Here is an 18,982-nt window from a genome sequence, read left to right on the forward strand (position 1 = left end):
TAGGTTAATATGCAGTTTTTGTGGGTGATGAGCGTGCGGCATTAAGCATCGAAAAAGCAACAGAGTTTCTCACTTCTGTGGTGCATGATGAAGACTGCGCCTATTCCACTCAGAAGCAGGCGCTCAACGCAGTAGCGTTCTTTTTCAAGCACGTTTGCGGTGTGGAAAATCCGATTTTTGGGGTGAAGCTGAAGCAGACCGGGACCCGGATTCCAGTGGTGCTATCGAATAGCGAGACGCGGAGGCTTTTTGAGAAGCTCGATGAGCCAACGATAGTTCCGAAAAAGACAGACGGAAGGTATGGCTTGGCTGCACGGCTGCAGTATGGAGCTGGTTTGAGGCTCTCTGAGCTGGTGAGGTTACGGATCAAGGATATCGATGTGGATCGCGGCATGCTAACGGTGAGGGTGGGCAAGGGCGATAAGGATAGATGCACGGTACTTCCCAAAAGCTTGTGTAAAGAGATCGCGGAGCAGATAGAACGCGCGCGTGAAGTCTGGACGAGTGACCGAGAGGCGCAGCTGGCTGGTGTTTATATGCCGGGCGCACTGGCGCGGAAATTCCGTAAAGCCGCAGAAACGTTCGAGTGGTTTTGGTTGTTTCCGGCGCGTCAGACGTCGGTGGATTCTGAGAGTGACATACGCAGAAGGCATCATCTGCATGGTCAAGTTTATAATAAGGCGATCAAGCGTGCAGCTGTGGCGGCGAGCATTGAAAAGCGAGTGACGAGCCATGCTTTACGGCATTCGTTTGCTACGCATTTATTGGAAAACGGAGCTGATTTACGAACGATCCAAGTAATCCTAGGACATGAGGACATCACGACGACTGAGATTTATCTGCATGTCGCGATAGGCTCAAATGGGCTGGGGGTGGTGAGTCCGCTGGATGGGCTGTAATAGACTGACGCGCATTAAGAATGCGTGAGTCTGACAGGCCTGGGAGAAAGAGGCTGGAAGCGCTCTTCTACGTGACTGATGCTGACCTATGAGACAGACTAAATGAGACTATAAGCACTGTGAATCAGCAGCTTCGCTGGATTATTTTGAGCGACCGAGACGGTCGCGCTACGTGCAGAGACCGTCACACTTCAGCCTTACTATTCGTGCGATTAGTGAAATTCGTGGTAGAGCAGTTTCATTGTGCTGGACCTTTAGCGCCTTTCGTCTTTTTCGCGGTAGAGATCGCTTCATCTGATAGGCCTGGGAGAAAGAGGCTGGAAGCGCTCTTCTACGTGACTGATGCTGACCTATGAGACAGACTAAATGAGACTATAAGCACTGTGATTCAGCAGCTTCGATGGATTATTTTGAGCGACCGAGACGGTCGCGCTACGTGCAGAGACCGTCACACTTCAGCCTTATCATTCGTGCGATTAGTGTGATTGGTGGTAGAAGTCGCTTTGCTCCAATTAGGAATTAGGAGTTACGAATTAGGAGGTTTTTCTTTCGTATTGTTCGCGTGTTTCGCGGTGGAAAGGATTCGCCTGGCTGGCCTGGAAGAAAGAGGCTGGAAGCGCTCTTCTACGTGGGTCGCTCGTGTTTCGCGGTTAGGAAATGACTCGCAAGAACTCTACGGTCCTCTGGGTTGCGCCTTGGTGGAGATCTAACACTTGCTTAGCGGCATCTAATTGATCTGGGTTCTCGAAGTTCTTGTCTAAGGAGTCGACGATAGCAGCCTTGAGCTCTGAAGCATCTGTGAGTTTCTTTATTCCTTTAACCTCACAGAGCGTGGTGACCAGTGGTTCAAAGTTACTCATGTTAGGTCCGGTGATGACTGGAAGCCCGGCAGCGATCGCCTCGGTAGGGTTCTGCCCACCTTTTCCAAGAAAACTTTTTCCAACAATCGCGACGTCAGCGTGGGCGGTCCAGTCGCGCATTTCCCCGGTGTTATCGATGACGAAGCATGCCCTAGTAGGTTCACTAGCCTGTTTGAATTGGCTGCGAAGGACGACCTCATAACCAAGTTTTTGAAGGTCGTCTCGGATTTCGTCCCTTCTCTCAGCGTGCCTAGGAACTATCACACAGAGAGCATCCACGTCGATCATCGTCTCAGCTATCAGCGCTTCCTCTCCAGCGTGCGTGCTCAGAGCCATGACAATTTTTCGGTCTTCACCGAAAGAATCTAACATCGCCTTAAATCCATCTCTTTGCTGCGGCGCTGAGGCCCCGGCTTGGTCAAATTTAATACTGCCGGTCACTTCTAACGAGTTGGCTGGCACGCCAATATTCTGCCAGCGTTGTTTATCGGCCAACTCAGGCACGCCGACTTTGGAGAACAAGCCGAAGACCGGCTGCACCAGCGATTTCAGTTTGAGATAGCGTCGCTCAGAACGGGCAGACAAGCGTGCATTCCCAACAGTGATCGGAATGCCTCGTTTGTCAGCCATTGCCAGTAAGTTCGGCCAAACCTCAGATTCAATCAAGACGATCTGCTTTGGCTCGAAGCGCTTGAGCATCCGCCCCACCACGATGGGTAAATCTATTGGGCTATACACCACGCGCACCGAGATGGGAGCTTGCTTTACCGCCACCGCATGTCCAGTTGCCGTTGTCGGCGCTAGGACGATTTTATCCTGAGGGAAATTCTCCAGCCACGCTGCGATCAACTTGAGAGCAATCAACACCTCACCGACACTCACCGCATGGATGTACACCACCCCGCTCGGTTCAAAATCTAATTCATCCCTATATAAGCCGACTCGCTCCAGCAAGCCTGAGCCAAAGCCTCCACGCTTGAGCATCTTGATCACCCACGGCCCCACGCCTATCAGCAAGACCAGCGGCAACAATAGATTGTATACCAAGCGGATCCAAAAAATCCCATTTCCTTGTCCTCTCGCCATCTATTTAGCCTTTCTGAGAAACAAGATCGCACAACCACCATAGCTACGTTGGTCCGCCACTTCCCATGTGGCTGGGACATTCGGTTTATGCCGAGCATCAATTTCTATGACTAACAATCCGTCATCAACCAAGATATGTAGGCCATTTTCCTCAGCTAACAGCTCGCTAGCAAAGTCGCGGTCGCCGGGGATTTTATAATAAGGTGGGTCAGCAAAGATCAAATCGTAGTTCCCTCTCGCACGTTTTAGAAAACTCAGGACATCCGCATTGATCACCGAACCACCCTTGAGATTTAGCGTGGTTAGGTTTTTATCTATCACGCTGGTGCAAGCGCGGTTCATGTCCACGAATTCACAATTGGACGCTCCACGGCTCAGTGCTTCCAAGCCCAAAGAGCCGGCACCAGCAAATAGATCGAGCACCTTCGCACCATCGACATACGATTGAATGATCGAAAACATAGCCTCGCGGGTGCGGTCGGTCGTCGGACGCACCACCGCCTTTGGCACCTTGATTTCTCTTCGCTTCGCACTTCCCGCAATGATTCGCATGACCGACTGGTAGCAGAGGCTAGAGCCAATGAAAAAGCAAAAACAACATCGGCACGATACTCTTGTGAGGAGTTGCTGAGTCTCTATTTGCATCCATCCAATACCTAGCTCACGGAAAACTATGCATTTTTTGTACTATTTTCTCTAGTCAGCACAGAAAACCTCCACGTCGGCAGTCAAAAAAATGCAACCTCCAGACATAAACAACAGACTAACCTACACTAAACAAACAAGTTACATAACCTCCTAACAAAATGAGAAAACTCTTAAGCTTGACCCTAACAATCAAATTCGCATATATTGCACAATTTTGAACAAAATCGGCTGAGTGCATCTCCCCCAATTTTGTCACATTCCCGCTCTCTCAACTTAAGCATTCCTGACCATGCCAGTCCTCCATCTCACCATATTTATCTCCCTCTTATTAGCGGGAATATTTGTGGTGTGTTTTACAGCTGAAGCATGGCGAAGAAAGGGTAGCAGCACTGATCGATCAGCGCTGCTTCCTTTATTAGAGCATGACGAGCTTGAGCCTACCACCAAAGACAATACAAAATCTGATTCCATATGAATCGCGCCACAATTACCTATAACGACAAGTGCGTTCGCTATTTCCTCTGGGCCTCCATTATTTGGGCGCTCGTGGCAATGCTCGCAGGGGTTCTAGCAGCCCTCCAAATGAATATCTCCATGGAGGTTATTCGCGAGTCCACAGTCCTCCGACCCATCGTCGAGTTCCTCTCAGGAGGAACTCTAGAAACTGAAGGCATCCCCTACATCACCTTCGGTCGACTTCGACCTGTGCACACCAACGCTGCGATCTTCGCCTTTGTTGGCAACATGATGTTTGCCGGCATTTACTACTCTACACAGCGTCTCTGTCGTTGTCGTGTTGCTTCGGATAAGCTCACTTGGACGCATTTCTGGCTTTGGCAGCTCATCATCGTAGCTGCTGCCGTGACTCTCCCTCTCGGACTAACTCAAGGAAAAGAATACGCTGAGCTCATCTGGCCAATCGATTTGTTAGTAGCGATCACCTGGCTCATATTCGGTTACAACTTCTTCTGGACCTTGATCAAACGTAACGAGAAATCGCTCTACGTTTCACTCTGGTTCTATATCGCCACGATCATCACGATCACCATGCTGTATGTGGTGAATAACCTGCAGATACCAACCTCTCTCACGCACTCCTATCCGATCTTTGGCGGAGTGCAGGACGCTCTGGTTCAATGGTGGTATGGACACAATGCGGTGGCCTTCTTCCTCACGACGCCGATTCTTGGAATCATGTACTACTTCCTGCCAAAAGCAGCGAATCGTCCAGTTTACTCGTACCGGCTTTCTATCATTCACTTCTGGGCGCTCGTCTTCATTTACATTTGGGCCGGCCCTCACCACCTTCTCAACACTGCTCTTCCAGAGTGGTTGCAGATTCTCGGAATGCTCTTCTCAGTCATTCTTTGGGCTCCATCTTGGGGTGGAATGCTCAACGGATTGCTCACTCTCCGCGGTGCATGGAACAAGCTTCAGACTGATCCGGTGATCAAGTTCTTCGCAGCGGCGCTCACCTTTTACGGTATGGCGACATTCGAAGGGCCACTGCTCTCTATAAAAGCAGTCAACGCACTCTCCCACTACACCGACTGGACTGTCGGCCACGTGCACTCAGCCACACTCGGTTGGAACGGCTTCATGGCTGCTGGTATGTTTTACTGGCTCGCGCCACGACTTTGGAAGACTGAGCTCTACTCTAAAACGCTCGCCAATGCACACTTCTGGATCGGTTTCGTAGGTATTCTACTCTACATCTCCGCTCTTTGGATTGCAGGCATCGGCCAATCACTCGCTCTGAACGAGACTGCTAACGGATACGTTGTAAAGCAGTTCGTTGAAACTCTCGATAACATCCAGAGCATGCTCTTCATGCGCTCAATCGGTGGAGCTCTCTACCTGGTTGGCTTCCTCCTCCTCGCCTACAACATCTTCATGACTTGTAGAAAAGGAACCGCTGTAGACGCCACTGTTGAAGTGACAGTCCGTGAACGCGATGAAATCGACCGCGTCACTCTCGGCACGATCGTCAAACAGGATCCATTCGCTGCAGTGCTCGGACTCCTCATAGCTCTTGTGTTCTGGGTCACCAACCCATCAAACATCTTTAGCCTTGCAGGGATTATATTCTTCTCCGTTCTCGCCTTCGTGCGCTTCAAGAAGAACGTCAAAAAGTGGAACGATTGGCATGAGACAATCACTGCCAACTACCTTCCATTCACTATCGTCACCTTCTTCGCGGCTGCGATTGGTGGAGCCGTGCAGATCATTCCAAACGCGCTCACAGCTAAAGCTGAAGTGATAGATGACCGACTCCAGGTGGTTTACACTCCACTTGAGTTAGAAGGCCGTGACATCTATGTCGCAGAAGGTTGTCACAACTGTCACTCGCAGATGATTCGTATGCTGGAGACTGACTACGTCCGCTATGGTGACTATTCACGTCTCGGTGAGTCTATCTACAACTACCCATTCCAGTGGGGTTCCAAGCGAACCGGTCCAGATCTAGCCCGCGAAGGTGGAGACATATCTCAAGGCAGCGAAGTCATGCGCCAAGGCCTCCGTGATAACTTCTGGCACTTCCGCCACTTCATGAACCCACGTGACATCGATGCGCGCTCTAACATGCCGTCGTATTCATCTCTGGCATCGTCAAAGACGAATTTCTCTGGCCTGCCTGAGAAGATCCGAGTGCAGTCGCTCATTGGAGTTCCATTCCCTGTGATGACTCCTCACGAGATCGAAGGACACGCCCAAGGGCAAGCTCTTGAAATTTCTAAATCAATCGTGGCGCAGAACCCATTCATTTCATGGGTAACGCCCGATATGAGCCGTCAGAAGATCGAGGCTGAACTCGCGCAAAAGGAGATCATCGCTCTGATCGCTTACATGCAGAAGATCGGCGTCTACGAAGTGCCGGTCGACGAAGATGGCAAGCCGAAAGCTGCCGCTCCAGCACCTTGGGAAAACCCGGATCAAGATAAAGCTAAGCACTAACACATAAAACCATGATCAAACGCTATATTTTAGAAAACCCTGAGCAACTCGCTCAGATTGTATTCTCGCTCATCACGATCGGTCTCTTCACCTTCAACATGGTGTACGCCTTTTGCATGAAAAAAGAGAAAGCTCAGCAGATCGCGATGAGAGCGATCGAACTCGATGACTAATCCTCACTCACAGAACTAATGGACAAAGATTCACAACAAGCTGACGCCGATATCAGACGCGCCGACTACGCCACCGAAAAAGGAGAAGTCATCCTGCGAAAGCACGAATACGATGGCATCCAAGAGTACGACCAAAAGCTCCCAAACTGGTGGCTCGTCGCACTCTGGGCCTCCATCGCAGCCTTTATCATTTACTACACAGTTTACTACACCTTCGACCTGATGCCATCCTTCTCGGATGAAATGGATGCTAAAGTAGAAGCTGTGCAGGAGATGCGTAAAAAGGCTCTGGCTGAGACCTTGCCAAAGCTCAATGACAATTCACTGGTTAATGTTTGGAGCACCGACGCTGAAATCGTCGCAGCCGGCCACAAGACTTATACTGCTATGTGTGCAGCCTGTCATGGAGCTGACTACAAAGCTAACGGAGGCACCACAGGTCGCGCACTCGACGACGGCATTTGGGAATACGGCGGCAAGCCTATGGATGTCTTTAACGTCATCAACAATGGTTCTCCTGAAGGAAGTAAGGGTCTCAACGGCATGAAAATGGTAGCCTGGGGGGAAACTGCCCTCACTCCCAAGCAGGTGGCCGAAGTCACCGCCTTCATCATCAGTATCAATCCTGCTGACTTTGCTGATTTAAAAAATTAGCCCCCCTACTCTGAGGTGCTGAGCTCAACACTAGGACTCAGCACCTCATTTCTTCTTTCTGAAAGTAACACTCCAGATTCACCCACGTGGCAATAGAACGCAAGATTCCGAACTTAGACACCGTCACCACAATCAATGATGACGGATCGAAGTACAACATCCACCCAGCCGACGTAAAAGGCTCGTTTACCACGCGCCGGCGACTCACTGCTTGGTTTCTCATCGTCGTCTACGTTGCCCTACCATGGATTCAGATCAACGGCTATCCGGCTGTCTTTATCAACCTCGATGAACTACGGTTCCACTTCTTTGGATTCACCTTATTGACTCAGGATCTCTGGGTGTTTTTCTTTCTCATTTCAGGCCTAGCCTTCGGGCTCTTTGTGCTGGCGGCTCTTGTCGGACGCGTGTGGTGCGGATGGTTCTGCCCCTATACTGTCTTTCTTGAACACCTTTACCGCCGAATCGAGCGCTTCGTAGATGGTGACGCCACCAAACGCAAGAGGCTCGATGCCGCTGCGATGAGCAGCTCAAAGGCGATCAAGCGCAGCATCAAGTGGGGGCTCTACGTCCTAGCCTCTTTTATCCTCGCGCATATCTTCCTCTCTTACTTTATTTCCATTCCTGAAGTCTGGAAGAATGTCACTGATAACCCCACGGAAAACTTCTCACAGTTCCTTTTCATTCTCGCATTCACTGGCATTTTCACCTTTTGCTTTGGTTGGTTTCGCGAGCAATTTTGTATTATCCTCTGCCCCTACGGTCGCCTTCAATCGGCACTTACCGATGACCAGACGATCACCGTAACCTACGATTACAACCGAGGTGAACCGCGTGGCAAAAAACGCAAATTCTCCATCGAAGAAACTGGCGACTGCATCGACTGCCGCCGCTGCGTGAGTGTCTGCCCAACAGGCATCGACATCCGCAACGGAATCCAACTGGAATGTACCGCTTGTTCGGCCTGTGTCGATGCTTGTAATGACATCATGAAGAAGGTGGATCGCCCAACGGGTCTCATCCGCTATGATTCCACTGCGGGAGTCAAAACTGGCAAGCGCAACATACTGCGCCCACGTATCTTCCTCTACTTGCTGCTTACAATATTTGGACTCGGCGCGCTGACAGTCACTTTCCTAAACAAGGCAAAACCATTTTACGGAGGAGTCACTCGCATGCTTGGCTCACCCTTCGTCGCCTCTGCAGAAGGAGTGCGGAACACCTTCGTCATCAACCTAACGAATAAACGTAATCGCGATGCTAGCTTCACCATCAAACTCGAAGATAAGGAAGCACATCAGTTGCAGGCAGAAGACCGCACACTCACTCTGACGCCTCTCGCTGAAGACTCCTTCACCCTCTCCATTCTTGCTCCGATTGATAGCTATAAAGGGACTTTAGATATCCACTTCATCATCACGGCGGATGACGGCACCACGCAGTCATTGCCAGCTAGATTCCTGGGACCAGGAGTCCGCCTCTACAAAGAAAGCCAACAGAACAAATGAAAATTTTCTCACTCTTCTCCAGTCTCTGGTTCTGGGTCGCCTTGATGCACGTGATCCTACTTGGCGCTTGGTACACCATCATCACCATCGCTAACAAATAAGGATCGGATTATTCGCTATGACTGAAATGAGCTCCATCGCCGCGATCAGCGCAGGCCTCGCCACTAGCATCCACTGTGTTGGTATGTGTGGGCCTCTTGCGTGCTCGGTGACGAGCCGAAGTAAGAACCGTGATCATGCTCTGTTAGAAACTACAGCCTACCACCTTGGCCGAGTCACTAGCTACACGATCATTGGTATGTTAGCTGGGCTGATAGGCAAGCAACCACTGAGCTTCTTCTTCGACTCACCCGCTGTCATTCTACCATGGTTGATGATCCCCTTCCTAGTCCTCACTGCTTTACCTAACCTAGTTAAAGTCCCACGACTCAACTTCCTCACACGCCCCTATTACAAAGCAAAATTCTGGGCACAGAACAAACCACCGGGAATCGCGGGTGGTTTATTAGGAATCATTTCCCCCTGCCTCCCCTGCACACCACTCTATCTTATTTTTGGAGTCTCATTGCTCTCTGGATCGGCTCTCACCGGCGCCAAAATAGCGCTTTGCTTCAGCCTCGGCACCGTCCCGCTACTCTGGGCGGCCCAATCATCCACCCACCTTCTCACAAAGTGGATTCCCGGCCCCTGGAAAAACCGCCTCCGCAGCACCTTCCTCATCGCCGTGACCGTCATCCTCGCTATCCGCCTCCAAGGCACGTTACCATTCACTTCAAAAGCGCAAGCTGCGGAAAATATAGAAGCAAAGACAGCAGAAGAAACAACCAAAGACCTCCCGAGCTGCTGCCACTGAGCCTTTAAATGCCATGAGTCTGTGTAAACATTGTTCTACTCCTGTGCGGAGCGCGTCTGAGGATTTTTGCTGTCGTGGTTGCGAGAGTGTCTATCAGCTAATCCACGAAGATGGACTTGGCTTATTCTACGAGCTCAAGGCCGGTGATCCACTGACGCCCTTGCGCGAACGCCCTTTTCAACAGAAGGATTGGAGTTGGCTGTTAGAATCAGCTGAACAACAAAACGACAAGGCCGTCGCAAGCCTCACTTTGGGACTTAGTGGTATGTCATGCATGGCCTGCGTATGGCTCGTTGAGACCGTTGCAAAAAAACAAGCTGGTGTGATCGAAACCTGTGCGGACAACGCGCATGGATCGTTTGAGTTTAGCTACCAGGTAGATACATGTAATCTTACGGGGCTTGCGGACACGCTGCACAAACTTGGCTATGAACTCCTTCCAAAGAAACTAGGCAAGCAAGCTGGCACCACCGACTCGCTCGTTGTTAGACTCGGGATTTGTGGCGCATTGGCGATGAATACGATGGCATTCACCCTGCCTCGTTACAATGGAATGGAGACTTCAGACGAGTTATCTAGCCTACTCACCACAGTGGTCATAGCCTCATCGACACTCACTCTACTCATCGGGGGATCTTACTTTTTCAAGCGCGCATGGAGCGCGCTACGTCTCGGTGGAATTCACATGGACCTTCCCATTTCTTTGGGACTTATTCTGTCCTACTTTGGTTCACTCATTGGATGGTCAACGGGTCACGAAGACCTCTTCTATTTTGACTTTGTCGCCATTTTCACCTTCTTGATGTTATCGGGAAAGCAGCTACAAATATCCTCGCTCAACAAAGCTAACAGCCGCTTCCAAACTGATTCTACCCTACCTGAATTTTACAAAACTTCTGATGGTGAAGAACTCGACACAGCAGCTATTCCTGCGGACACCTCCTTGATGATTCCTCCTGGCACCGTAGTGCCAGTAGACGCACGCCTATTGAGCGAAAGTGCGGACCTTTCGCTCGCGTGGATCACGGGTGAACCAAGCTCGCAGCTCTTTCAGCACACCGCAGCGATCCCCGCTGGAGCGGTGAATCAAAGTGCCCACAGCATTAAAGTTCAGACTAACACTGCGACCTGCGAAGACGATGCGATCACTCGCCTGCTCAACACGCACATCAAACAATCGAGCAATAGCAACCGCCAAGCCCAACAAAAGGCGATTCAAATCTACTTGGCCGTCATCATCGTACTCGGATTCCTCGCTAGCCTCGGCTGGTGGTTCACTACCCACGACTGGGTCAAGTCACTCCAAGTCCTCATTTCAATCTATGTTGTCTCGTGCCCATGCGGGATCGGACTTGCGCTACCATTGTTAGATAGTCGAAGCTCTAAGTTTTCGCACAGCTACGGGATCTTCCCACTCACCTCACGGTTTTGGGAACACCTCACGCGGATCGGTAAAGTAGTGTTCGATAAAACAGGAACGCTCACCCTCGATAAGCCAGAACTGATAGACAAAGAACAACTCAGCCAATTGAGCGACACGGACAAAGAGATTCTCTTCACCTTGACTCGCAGCTCACTCCACCCCTTGAGTCGCTCGATTTTTTCAGAATTAATCAAATCTGGAACCACTAGCAGCTCCATTGAACAATCCCCAACCGAGACCCCTGGCGTGGGCAACTCCATCACTCTACCGGATGGCAATTCCTATAATCTCGGCCGCAGTGAGGCGGAGCAACAAACCGGTGAGTCGCTCAGCTGCTCCTTTGCTAAAAATAAAAAAACGATCGCTCACTTTTTATTCACTGAATCTCCACGTGAAGAAGCTGCCGATTCCATTGAAACTCTCAACTCAGTCCTAAAGAGCCCCTGCATGATTCTCTCAGGAGACGACACTGAACGCGTTTCAAAGGTGGCGAAGAAGCTCCATATCTCCGAACATTTTGGCAACTTATTGCCTGAGCAGAAACAAGCGAAGATCGAAGAGATCGAACAATCAATGCGAGTCTTGTATTTGGGTGACGGAGTCAACGACCTCCCCGCGTTGCAATCAGCCTCTCTCAGTGGAGCCCCGTTCGCCAACATCAACATGCTCACTGCGGATGTGGACTTCCTCTTTACCGATGAAACCATGGGCTTTTTGCCGAGGCTCATCCACATCGCCAAACAACGGCGCCGCCGCAAGTTCAACCTCATACTCTATACCCTGCTCTACAATGCTATCGTCCTAGGCGTCTGCATCGCTGGGCTAATGTCACCGCTCTATGCAGCCATTATCATGCCATTAAGTTCCCTTATCAGCATTGGACTCGTCAGTAAACCTTTCAACGTCAAAGCCCCATGAGTTCACTCACCCTACACAGTTGCGATGGTCAGCCACTTATGCTAGTTTCCCCGCGTGGAGCGAGAAATCTCCCCTACTGGATGACTGAAACAAAGCACAATAGTATACCCAAAGAGGCTGATAGCATTTATAAAGAACTGCTAAATACAGACCTTTTCAGCATCTACCGTACAGCCTTCGAGAAGGTCACCGGCCAAACTCTCGCTCTCATTCATCCTGATATTATGAGCACTCCTGAGGAGGAATCGGCTCGATGCATGAATGATTTTTGTTCCCTTATGCTTGATACTAAGGTGTGTGAAAGCCGTTGCACTGAGCACACTCTAGACCTTTCCAAAAGAATCGACCAACAGGCTTTCACTGCCTCTTGTGAAGCAAATGTCACGACTACTCTTATCCCAATCAATACCAAGGTTGGCATCGTCGCCTATATTCGATCAGGTCAGGTCCGGACTAATGAAAAGGAAATCGACCCAGACTTTTTCCTGAAAATATCCGAAGCCATGCCACCACACGTCAGTCGTGACGTGATCATGCTTTTTGATGCTGCAAGAGTCTATACCAAGGACGAATATAAATCACAACTCACCTTGTTAGGAGCCTTCGCGCTACAGCTCTCAGACCTGGCTAACAACCTACTGATAAAGCCGGCTCCGGGATCCGGAGGCATCGTAGATATCACCAAGCACTACATCCACGTAAAGCTCACAGAGAAAATTAGTCTCGACGACCTCGCCGAGAATGCCAAGGTCACTAACAGCTACCTCTGTAAGCAATTTAAAAAAGGAACTGGACTTACGGTAGTAGAATACATCAATCGTCACCGTATTGAACTCGCGAAAGAGCTTCTCACCAGCAAAAATGTACGCATAATCGAGATAGCCTACGAAACTGGCTTCCAGTCGCTCTCACAATTCAACCGGAGCTTCCACCGCTACACCGGTCAGTCTCCAACAGAATATAAATCAACAGCGGAACTATCCAGCTAACTATCCAACCATGAAAACCTTCGCCCTTATTGCCTCAGCTATCGCACTGTCAGCTATCACAGCCTGCACAGTACAGCAATCAAATGACCCATTCGCCCCTACCCAGGCAATGGCTCAAGCATCTGGAAAACCTATCGAAGACTTAGGTAAAGGGCACTCGATCTTCATGCGTCAGTGCACCCAGTGTCACGAAAAGCGTATTCCGAACGAAATCCCCAGCAAGGAATGGCGCCACATCGTCCCCGGTATGGCCTGGAACGCTGGCCTATCAAAAGAAGAAGAACGTCTCGTTACAGAGTACGTCCTCGCCGCCAGCAAGGTGAAGCCCTCTGCGCCAGTAAACAACTAGTTCCATCGGGGGCTTTCTACTTAAATTGGCGTGTTCATCGCTAGTATTTTTTTGAGCACAAATTAAGCTGATTATTTTTCGTGTGATCGAACGAAGGAGAAGAAGCCGGTCAGTGTGAAGCGAGCCAAAGGCGTCGCTCTACGTTTCTAGCGAACTTCTCCAAAGGAGTATTTCACACTAAGCCCATGGTGTAGGGCAGAGTTCAAACCATTGATCCAATGACCGTGTCTAAGACTTTGGACACTTGTTAGCCAAAATATGCGCTTATTTGCGGCAATTCTTGCGCAGCTTCGTGCGAGGGAAATAGCTAGCTTACTCATATCAGGGAGCACTTCGTTCGCTGAGAAAATGAGTAAGTAATTATGAAAAACTATCTTTTATCTACTGGCCTTCTCGCAGGCCTTTCTATCGCAGCACAGGCTGGCGTTCCATTAGCACCAGTGGCAACTCCAGACGCTTTCGCCAATGCTATCACACCGATCTCTAACCCGACGCTTCACGGCAACCCTCTCCCCAAGACAAACATCCACGCGATGTTGATGCACCAACAACTTTCTGACAAAATCAGTGTTGGAAATGGAGCAGCAAAGGCACCACTTGGTGGCGACCTCAACCTCGTGGCCGTCCAATTAGAATACGCCTTCAACGAGCGCTTCTCTTTGATTGCCACAAAAGACGGCTACATCGACTTTAATCCTGACAACACTCTCACCGATGAGAACGGCTTTGCCAACATCGCAGCCGGTGTCAAATACGCATTCATTTACGACGAGCCGAGCCAGTTCGTCCTCAGTGGTTCAGCCGTTGTTGAGCTACCTACAGGTAACCGCGATGTGTTCCAAGGTTACGGCGATGGTGCAGTAAACCTCATCGGATCAGCTCTAAAGCTCTACGATGGCTGGCAGTTCTCAGGTGCCGCTGGTGTTCAACTACCATTCGACACCAAAGAGCAATCCGTCACAGGCTTCGCTAGTGCCCACGTCAGTTATCACGTAACCGAACGCTTTGTCCCGCTCGCCGAACTCAACTGGTTCCGCGTCATCAGTGAAGGAGAAGGAACTGGCCACGTAGCATCTAGCCTCGCAGACTTTGAAGGTGGTGACCTCATCAACCTAGGATCAGTCAATGCCTCAGCTAACAAAGACATTGTCACCGCCGCTATTGGCGCGCGCTACAAGCTCACGAACAGGCTCAACATAGGTGCCGCCTACGAGATCCCGCTCACAGCCGAAGAAGACAACCTCATGAAGTCACGTGTCACCGTGGACCTAGTCTGGACGTTCTAAACGATAGCTTCCCAATATTCCAACTGAGTAGTGTGTAAGAAAGTCGTTGCAGCCAAACCGCTGCAGCGGCTTTTTATATTTTTAGCTCACATCATCAAACGTGTTACCTAAATAATGTGCCGATTGATATGCTGAAAATAAGAACTCTATGACAACTACTTTGAGCTCAACTCTTCCCCCTCGACAATCCCGCTAGATCGTTAGACTATCGCGTTGTGGAAGGCACGGACAATACGATAGGAATACTCGACTCAGGTGTCGGTGGACTTTCCGTGTTGTTGGAAATCCGTAAAAAACTGCCGGGCTCACCCATCCACTACATTGGCGATTCTGCTTGGTGCCCTTACGGCAACAAAGCTGCCGAGCTCATTCAAGCCCGCGCCAGCGCTGTCACTGAGCGACTGATTGAGATGGGAGCGCGTACAATCGTTGTCGCTTGTAACTCTGCCACCATCCACGCTGTGGAGGCCCTGCGAGCTCGCTACCCCATCCCCTTTGTCGGCATGGAACCCGCAGTCAAACCAGCCAGCAAACGCACCCAATCTGGTACCATCGGCGTGCTCGCCACCGAAGCGTCGATTGCTGGCGAAAAATTCCACACGCTTCTAAAGACCCACATTCACCCGAAAGGGCTCAAGGTTATCACCCAACCCTGCCCAGATTTTGTGACGTTAGTAGAAGACGGTATTCTTCGTGGAGCTAAAGTAGAGGCGGCTATCCGCGTATACGCCCTGCCTATGGTTGAGGCTGGTGCTGACACGCTGGTTCTCGGTTGCACCCACTATCCTTTCCTTAGAGAATCGATCCAATCCGTGGTGGGACCAGACATCCAGCTCATCGACACTGCCGAAGCCGTAGCCCGCCGCACAGCCACTTTGGTCAAAGATAACGAAGGTCTTGCGCCAATTTCTGTGCACACAACTGGAAACCTTGCTTGCCTAGAGCGTCTTTTTCCGATTCTCTGCCCATCCCTCCCAGCCTCCCTTCACCAGATCACCATTGCGTGAAGTGCTCAGACACTGTCTCATCACTTCCACCGCCCAACTCACACCTTTCAATCATGTCCTTTCAAGAACTCCACGAGCGCATCCAAAAAGCCGTCACTGATACCGGCTACACTAAGGCAACCCCTATCCAGGAACGTGCTATCCCTAGAGTTCTCAAAGGAGCTGACGTCATTGGTATCGCCCAAACGGGCACCGGCAAGACTGCCGCCTTTACTCTACCTCTACTGTCTAAACTCGCTGAATCCACTGAAGCCAATGAGACTCGCTGTACTCGCGTACTCATCATAGCACCCACTCGCGAGCTCGTGTCACAGATCCACGACAACGTCCGCACCTACGCTAAGTACACCAACCTTCGCACCGCGGCTATTCATGGCGGCATCACCGACAAAGGACAGATCGAAAAGCTCGACACTGGCGCCGACATCATTATTGCCACTCCTGGTCGATTGCTCGATCTCATCGAGCGAGGCCACGGCAAGTTCCAAGGGCTCAAAGCTCTGGTGCTAGATGAGGCTGACCGGATGCTCGATATGGGATTCATCTCCGACATCCGCACCATCTGCAAAAAGCTACCGAAATCGCGCCAGACTCTCCTCTTCTCGGCTACGATGAATGCCCAGATCGAATCGATGACTAAGGAATTTCTCAATTCCCCTACCATCGTAGAAGTCGATCGCCGCGCAAACCCAGCCGAGACTGTCACTCAGTCGATCTATGAGGTTTTCGAGCATCAGAAAACAGACCTGCTCAATCACCTACTCGATAGCTCACACAACTTCTATGCAGTCATCGTCTTCGTACGCACACGCGACGGTGCTGAGACCCTCATTCAGGCGCTCAAGCATGTTAAAGTCAGCGCTGAGGCCATTCACGGTGATAAGAAACAAGGGCAACGCCGCAAAGCTTTACGCGATTTCAAAGAAGGTAAGATCCGCGTACTGGTAGCCACAGACGTCGCGGCCCGCGGTATTGATATCAGTGGAGTGACACACGTCATCAACTTCGATTTCCCGGAACACAGCGAAGACTACATCCACCGCATCGGTCGTACTGGCCGTGCCGAGGCTGAAGGTGAAGCCATCACATTCACCACGCCTGACAACTCCATGGCTCTGAAGAAGCTTGAAAAGCTGATTCGTGTGACGCTCCCACGCAAAAGAGCTGAGGGATTCCAGTACGCTAAAGCTCCTTTGCCAGAAGATAAAGGCCGCCGCAAGGGACCAAAGAAAGAAGAGAAAAAGAGCCACTTCGATACTCCTTCCAAATTCTCTAATAAGAATAAGCCCAATAGCCGTAGAAAGCCAGACACCAGTAAACCTAGTCGTAAGCCCAGTGCTAAGCCCGTGGGCAAAAAGCCCACACGCAAACGTAAATAGTTTGTGAATTTCTACTGGGCTAACAGCACTTATTCTTAATTCCTATGGGCGACAGTAAATCAGATCTAATCAAACAAGTCATCGACGCTCTCAGCCTCGATCTTGCTGTCCTGCGTAAAGCGGCCTTGGAAACGCATACTAGCTCCACCGACTCACAAAGTAAGCAGGAAGGTAAATACGACACTCAAGGAATTGAGTCGGCTTATTTAGCTGGAGCTCAAGCGGAAAAAGTCATCGACCTAGAGGAACACATCAGCAAGCTCCAGCAAATCTCTGGACACGACCTTGCTGACAACGCCCCCGTCTGCCTGGGTGCGATGATCGTTGTGAGCACAGACGAAGACGACCTTAGCTATATGATGCTTCCTGCTGGTGGCGGCATGAGCCTCGCATCACAGGGGCTAGACTTCATCGTAGTCACTCCAGACTCCCCAATCGGCGCTGCCCTATTAGGCAAACACGTTGGCGACACCATTGAGCTCCCCAAACATGGGAAGTCCTTCATCTCTGACCTCTGGTAAGACGCTCTCTAGAGCTTTTCTTCAAGTCGTTCATCTTTGATAAAAGACTGGAGCCTAATGATGGCTGGCCACAGGGGTTGCCAATCAGTTTTTTTATCTAGCATCATCATAGGTGAGAGAATGCTTCCGTCGACTTTGAGATCCATATAATAGAGGTCTTTGGTCTCAAATGGTTGCATCGCCGTCCCGCGTAAGCCATCGAAAAATCCACTGCCACTAGCTAGCTTGTTAATCCAACTACTCTTTTCAGGAAGCATAATCAAGCGAACCACACCATACCCATCACCATTCATGCGTAACACGCCATTGCTCATCAATGTGACCTCTTCCCCTCTCAACTGGATGTTAGGTGATTGAACAACTCCTCGATCTAACAAAGATCGAAACAAAAAACTATCAAAGTGAGCAGTCGTCCCCCGATGCCCTTCCTTCGCCTCAATGTTTAGGGCTCTCACATCTGCTATTCCTCGCCACGTAAACGGATGATTAACCAAGCCTGTCAGCAGCATCCGCCCTGCAATGTTATCGACAGAAAGACCAACGGTGAGATCTAGATGAGTGAACAGCTCCTCTACACGCTGCTCAGGAATCTGCATATCAATGTGGAACACGGGGCCTTGTGGAGCTTGACCTAGATAAATGTCAGGCTGAAGCTTGATACCAAAGAAATCTACTTCCGTTTCTTTCACACTCAAAATCGGGCCCTTTTTTTCAATTTTGATCGACCCGCCGCTTACCAGTTCTCGATCAAACATCGACAAACCATTCCAAGCTAGCCCACCTGTTAGATTCTTCCCTCCGACGGGAAGATCTGCCTCAACACCGTCTATGACAAGTATATCTCCATACTTGCTCACTATGTTAAACTTCGCCCCACGCACCCTTAGCCATGATTCATAAAAATCTGTCGGATCGTGATTCCCTACTGGAGGCGAAGACTTGTTAGACTTCACCTCTATCTTCTTTACAGCCACAGTCGGCTCCGATCCAGCGCCACTATTATCAGCGACGGAGCCAGTCCCGCCTACTACTACTTCCCGATCAGGAGTTTTTTTTGTTTCGAGTGTCGCAACTATCGGCCCATCAATGGGGTCATGGACCTGAGCCTCTAATTTTTCTAATATCCATGCATCTGTGAGTGTGACCTCAGGCTGCTCAATGCAAACTTCAGAAAACCGTAACTGCCTATTCAAGGCCAATAGGTAGTTAGGTTTCACTGAAACATGTTTCACCAGTACCCCACCATCACCTAACTGGCTCTCTATGGCGTAGATATGCAGCACCCCATTCGCAGCCAAGGTGAGAGTTCCGACCTTCCAGACTTCTCCCGTTTTTTTCTCTAAAACATCAGTAAGGTAGCCCTTGGCCCAAGGGCTATTCAGAGCTATATTACCCAAAGTAAATAGAAAGAAAACAGGCATCAGAACCCAATAAAATAGGCGCCGTAAAAGACGTCGCCTATTCCAAATTACTC

16 protein-coding genes are annotated in these 18,982 nt (G+C 50.2%); 13 read left to right on the forward strand and 3 right to left on the reverse strand.

Features of this window, described 5'->3' with window-relative positions; all coding sequences use genetic code 11:
• Window positions 1-20: 20 nt before the first annotated feature.
• Window positions 21-899, forward strand: coding sequence for an integron integrase (locus BSZ32_RS04650; RefSeq protein ID WP_105042351.1), 879 nt, complete (start codon window positions 21-23; stop codon window positions 897-899).
• 650 nt (window positions 900-1,549) lie between these two features.
• On the opposite strand, the gene BSZ32_RS04655 is transcribed toward BSZ32_RS04650, so the two are convergent.
• Window positions 1,550-2,845, reverse strand: coding sequence for a 3-deoxy-D-manno-octulosonic acid transferase (locus BSZ32_RS04655; RefSeq protein WP_105042352.1), 1,296 nt, complete (start codon window positions 2,843-2,845; stop codon window positions 1,550-1,552).
• Window positions 2,846-3,397, reverse strand: coding sequence for a 16S rRNA (guanine(966)-N(2))-methyltransferase RsmD (gene rsmD, locus BSZ32_RS04660; RefSeq protein ID WP_165788646.1), 552 nt, complete (start codon window positions 3,395-3,397; stop codon window positions 2,846-2,848). It abuts the gene before it with no gap.
• Between the two features lie 567 nt (window positions 3,398-3,964).
• On the opposite strand from rsmD, the gene ccoN reads away from it, so the two are divergent.
• The 12 genes from ccoN (at window position 3,965) to BSZ32_RS04715 (ending at window position 17,508) form a co-directional block, all read left to right on the forward strand.
• Complete coding sequence (ccoN, locus tag BSZ32_RS04665) at window positions 3,965-6,448, forward strand: cytochrome-c oxidase, cbb3-type subunit I (protein WP_105042354.1); 2,484 nt, start codon at window positions 3,965-3,967, stop codon at window positions 6,446-6,448.
• 11 nt (window positions 6,449-6,459) lie between these two features.
• On the forward strand, window positions 6,460-6,621 hold the full coding sequence (locus BSZ32_RS18685) for a hypothetical protein (RefSeq protein ID WP_165788647.1): 162 nt from the start codon (window positions 6,460-6,462) through the stop codon (window positions 6,619-6,621).
• Window positions 6,622-6,639: 18 nt separating this feature from the next.
• On the forward strand, window positions 6,640-7,275 hold the full coding sequence (locus tag BSZ32_RS04670; protein WP_105042355.1) for a cbb3-type cytochrome c oxidase N-terminal domain-containing protein: 636 nt from the start codon (window positions 6,640-6,642) through the stop codon (window positions 7,273-7,275).
• 86 nt (window positions 7,276-7,361) lie between these two features.
• Entirely contained in the window at window positions 7,362-8,783 is a 1,422-nt protein-coding gene (gene ccoG, locus BSZ32_RS04675; RefSeq protein WP_105042356.1) for a cytochrome c oxidase accessory protein CcoG, read from the forward strand.
• A gap of 118 nt (window positions 8,784-8,901) precedes the next feature.
• Complete coding sequence (locus BSZ32_RS04680; protein WP_105042357.1) at window positions 8,902-9,636, forward strand: sulfite exporter TauE/SafE family protein; 735 nt, start codon at window positions 8,902-8,904, stop codon at window positions 9,634-9,636.
• 13 nt (window positions 9,637-9,649) lie between these two features.
• Window positions 9,650-11,977 carry a heavy metal translocating P-type ATPase gene (locus BSZ32_RS04685; protein ID WP_105042358.1) on the forward strand — a complete coding sequence of 776 codons (2,328 nt, stop codon included), beginning with the start codon at window positions 9,650-9,652 and terminating at the stop codon, window positions 11,975-11,977.
• On the forward strand, window positions 11,974-12,966 hold the full coding sequence (locus BSZ32_RS04690) for a helix-turn-helix domain-containing protein (RefSeq protein WP_105042359.1): 993 nt from the start codon (window positions 11,974-11,976) through the stop codon (window positions 12,964-12,966). The genes BSZ32_RS04685 and BSZ32_RS04690 overlap by 4 nt, the downstream gene beginning before the upstream one ends.
• Before the next feature lie 10 nt (window positions 12,967-12,976).
• Window positions 12,977-13,315: a hypothetical protein gene (locus BSZ32_RS04695; protein WP_105042360.1), complete on the forward strand. Its 339-nt coding sequence runs from the start codon at window positions 12,977-12,979 to the stop codon at window positions 13,313-13,315.
• 362 nt (window positions 13,316-13,677) lie between these two features.
• Window positions 13,678-14,601 carry a transporter gene (locus tag BSZ32_RS04700; RefSeq protein ID WP_105042361.1) on the forward strand — a complete coding sequence of 308 codons (924 nt, stop codon included), beginning with the start codon at window positions 13,678-13,680 and terminating at the stop codon, window positions 14,599-14,601.
• A gap of 215 nt (window positions 14,602-14,816) precedes the next feature.
• Entirely contained in the window at window positions 14,817-15,608 is a 792-nt protein-coding gene (gene murI, locus BSZ32_RS04705; protein WP_105042362.1) for a glutamate racemase, read from the forward strand.
• Between the two features lie 53 nt (window positions 15,609-15,661).
• Window positions 15,662-16,987, forward strand: coding sequence for a DEAD/DEAH box helicase (locus tag BSZ32_RS04710; RefSeq protein WP_105042363.1), 1,326 nt, complete (start codon window positions 15,662-15,664; stop codon window positions 16,985-16,987).
• A gap of 44 nt (window positions 16,988-17,031) precedes the next feature.
• Window positions 17,032-17,508 carry a GreA/GreB family elongation factor gene (locus BSZ32_RS04715; RefSeq protein WP_105042364.1) on the forward strand — a complete coding sequence of 159 codons (477 nt, stop codon included), beginning with the start codon at window positions 17,032-17,034 and terminating at the stop codon, window positions 17,506-17,508.
• 8 nt (window positions 17,509-17,516) lie between these two features.
• Here the strand turns inward: BSZ32_RS04715 and BSZ32_RS04720 are convergent, their stop codons facing one another.
• Window positions 17,517-18,929, reverse strand: a complete 1,413-nt coding sequence (locus BSZ32_RS04720) for a hypothetical protein (RefSeq protein ID WP_105042365.1) — start codon at window positions 18,927-18,929, stop codon at window positions 17,517-17,519.
• Window positions 18,930-18,982 lie beyond the last annotated feature (53 nt).

This window comes from Rubritalea profundi (genome assembly GCF_002954445.1).
Classification (GTDB): Bacteria; Verrucomicrobiota; Verrucomicrobiia; order Verrucomicrobiales; family Akkermansiaceae; genus Rubritalea; species Rubritalea profundi.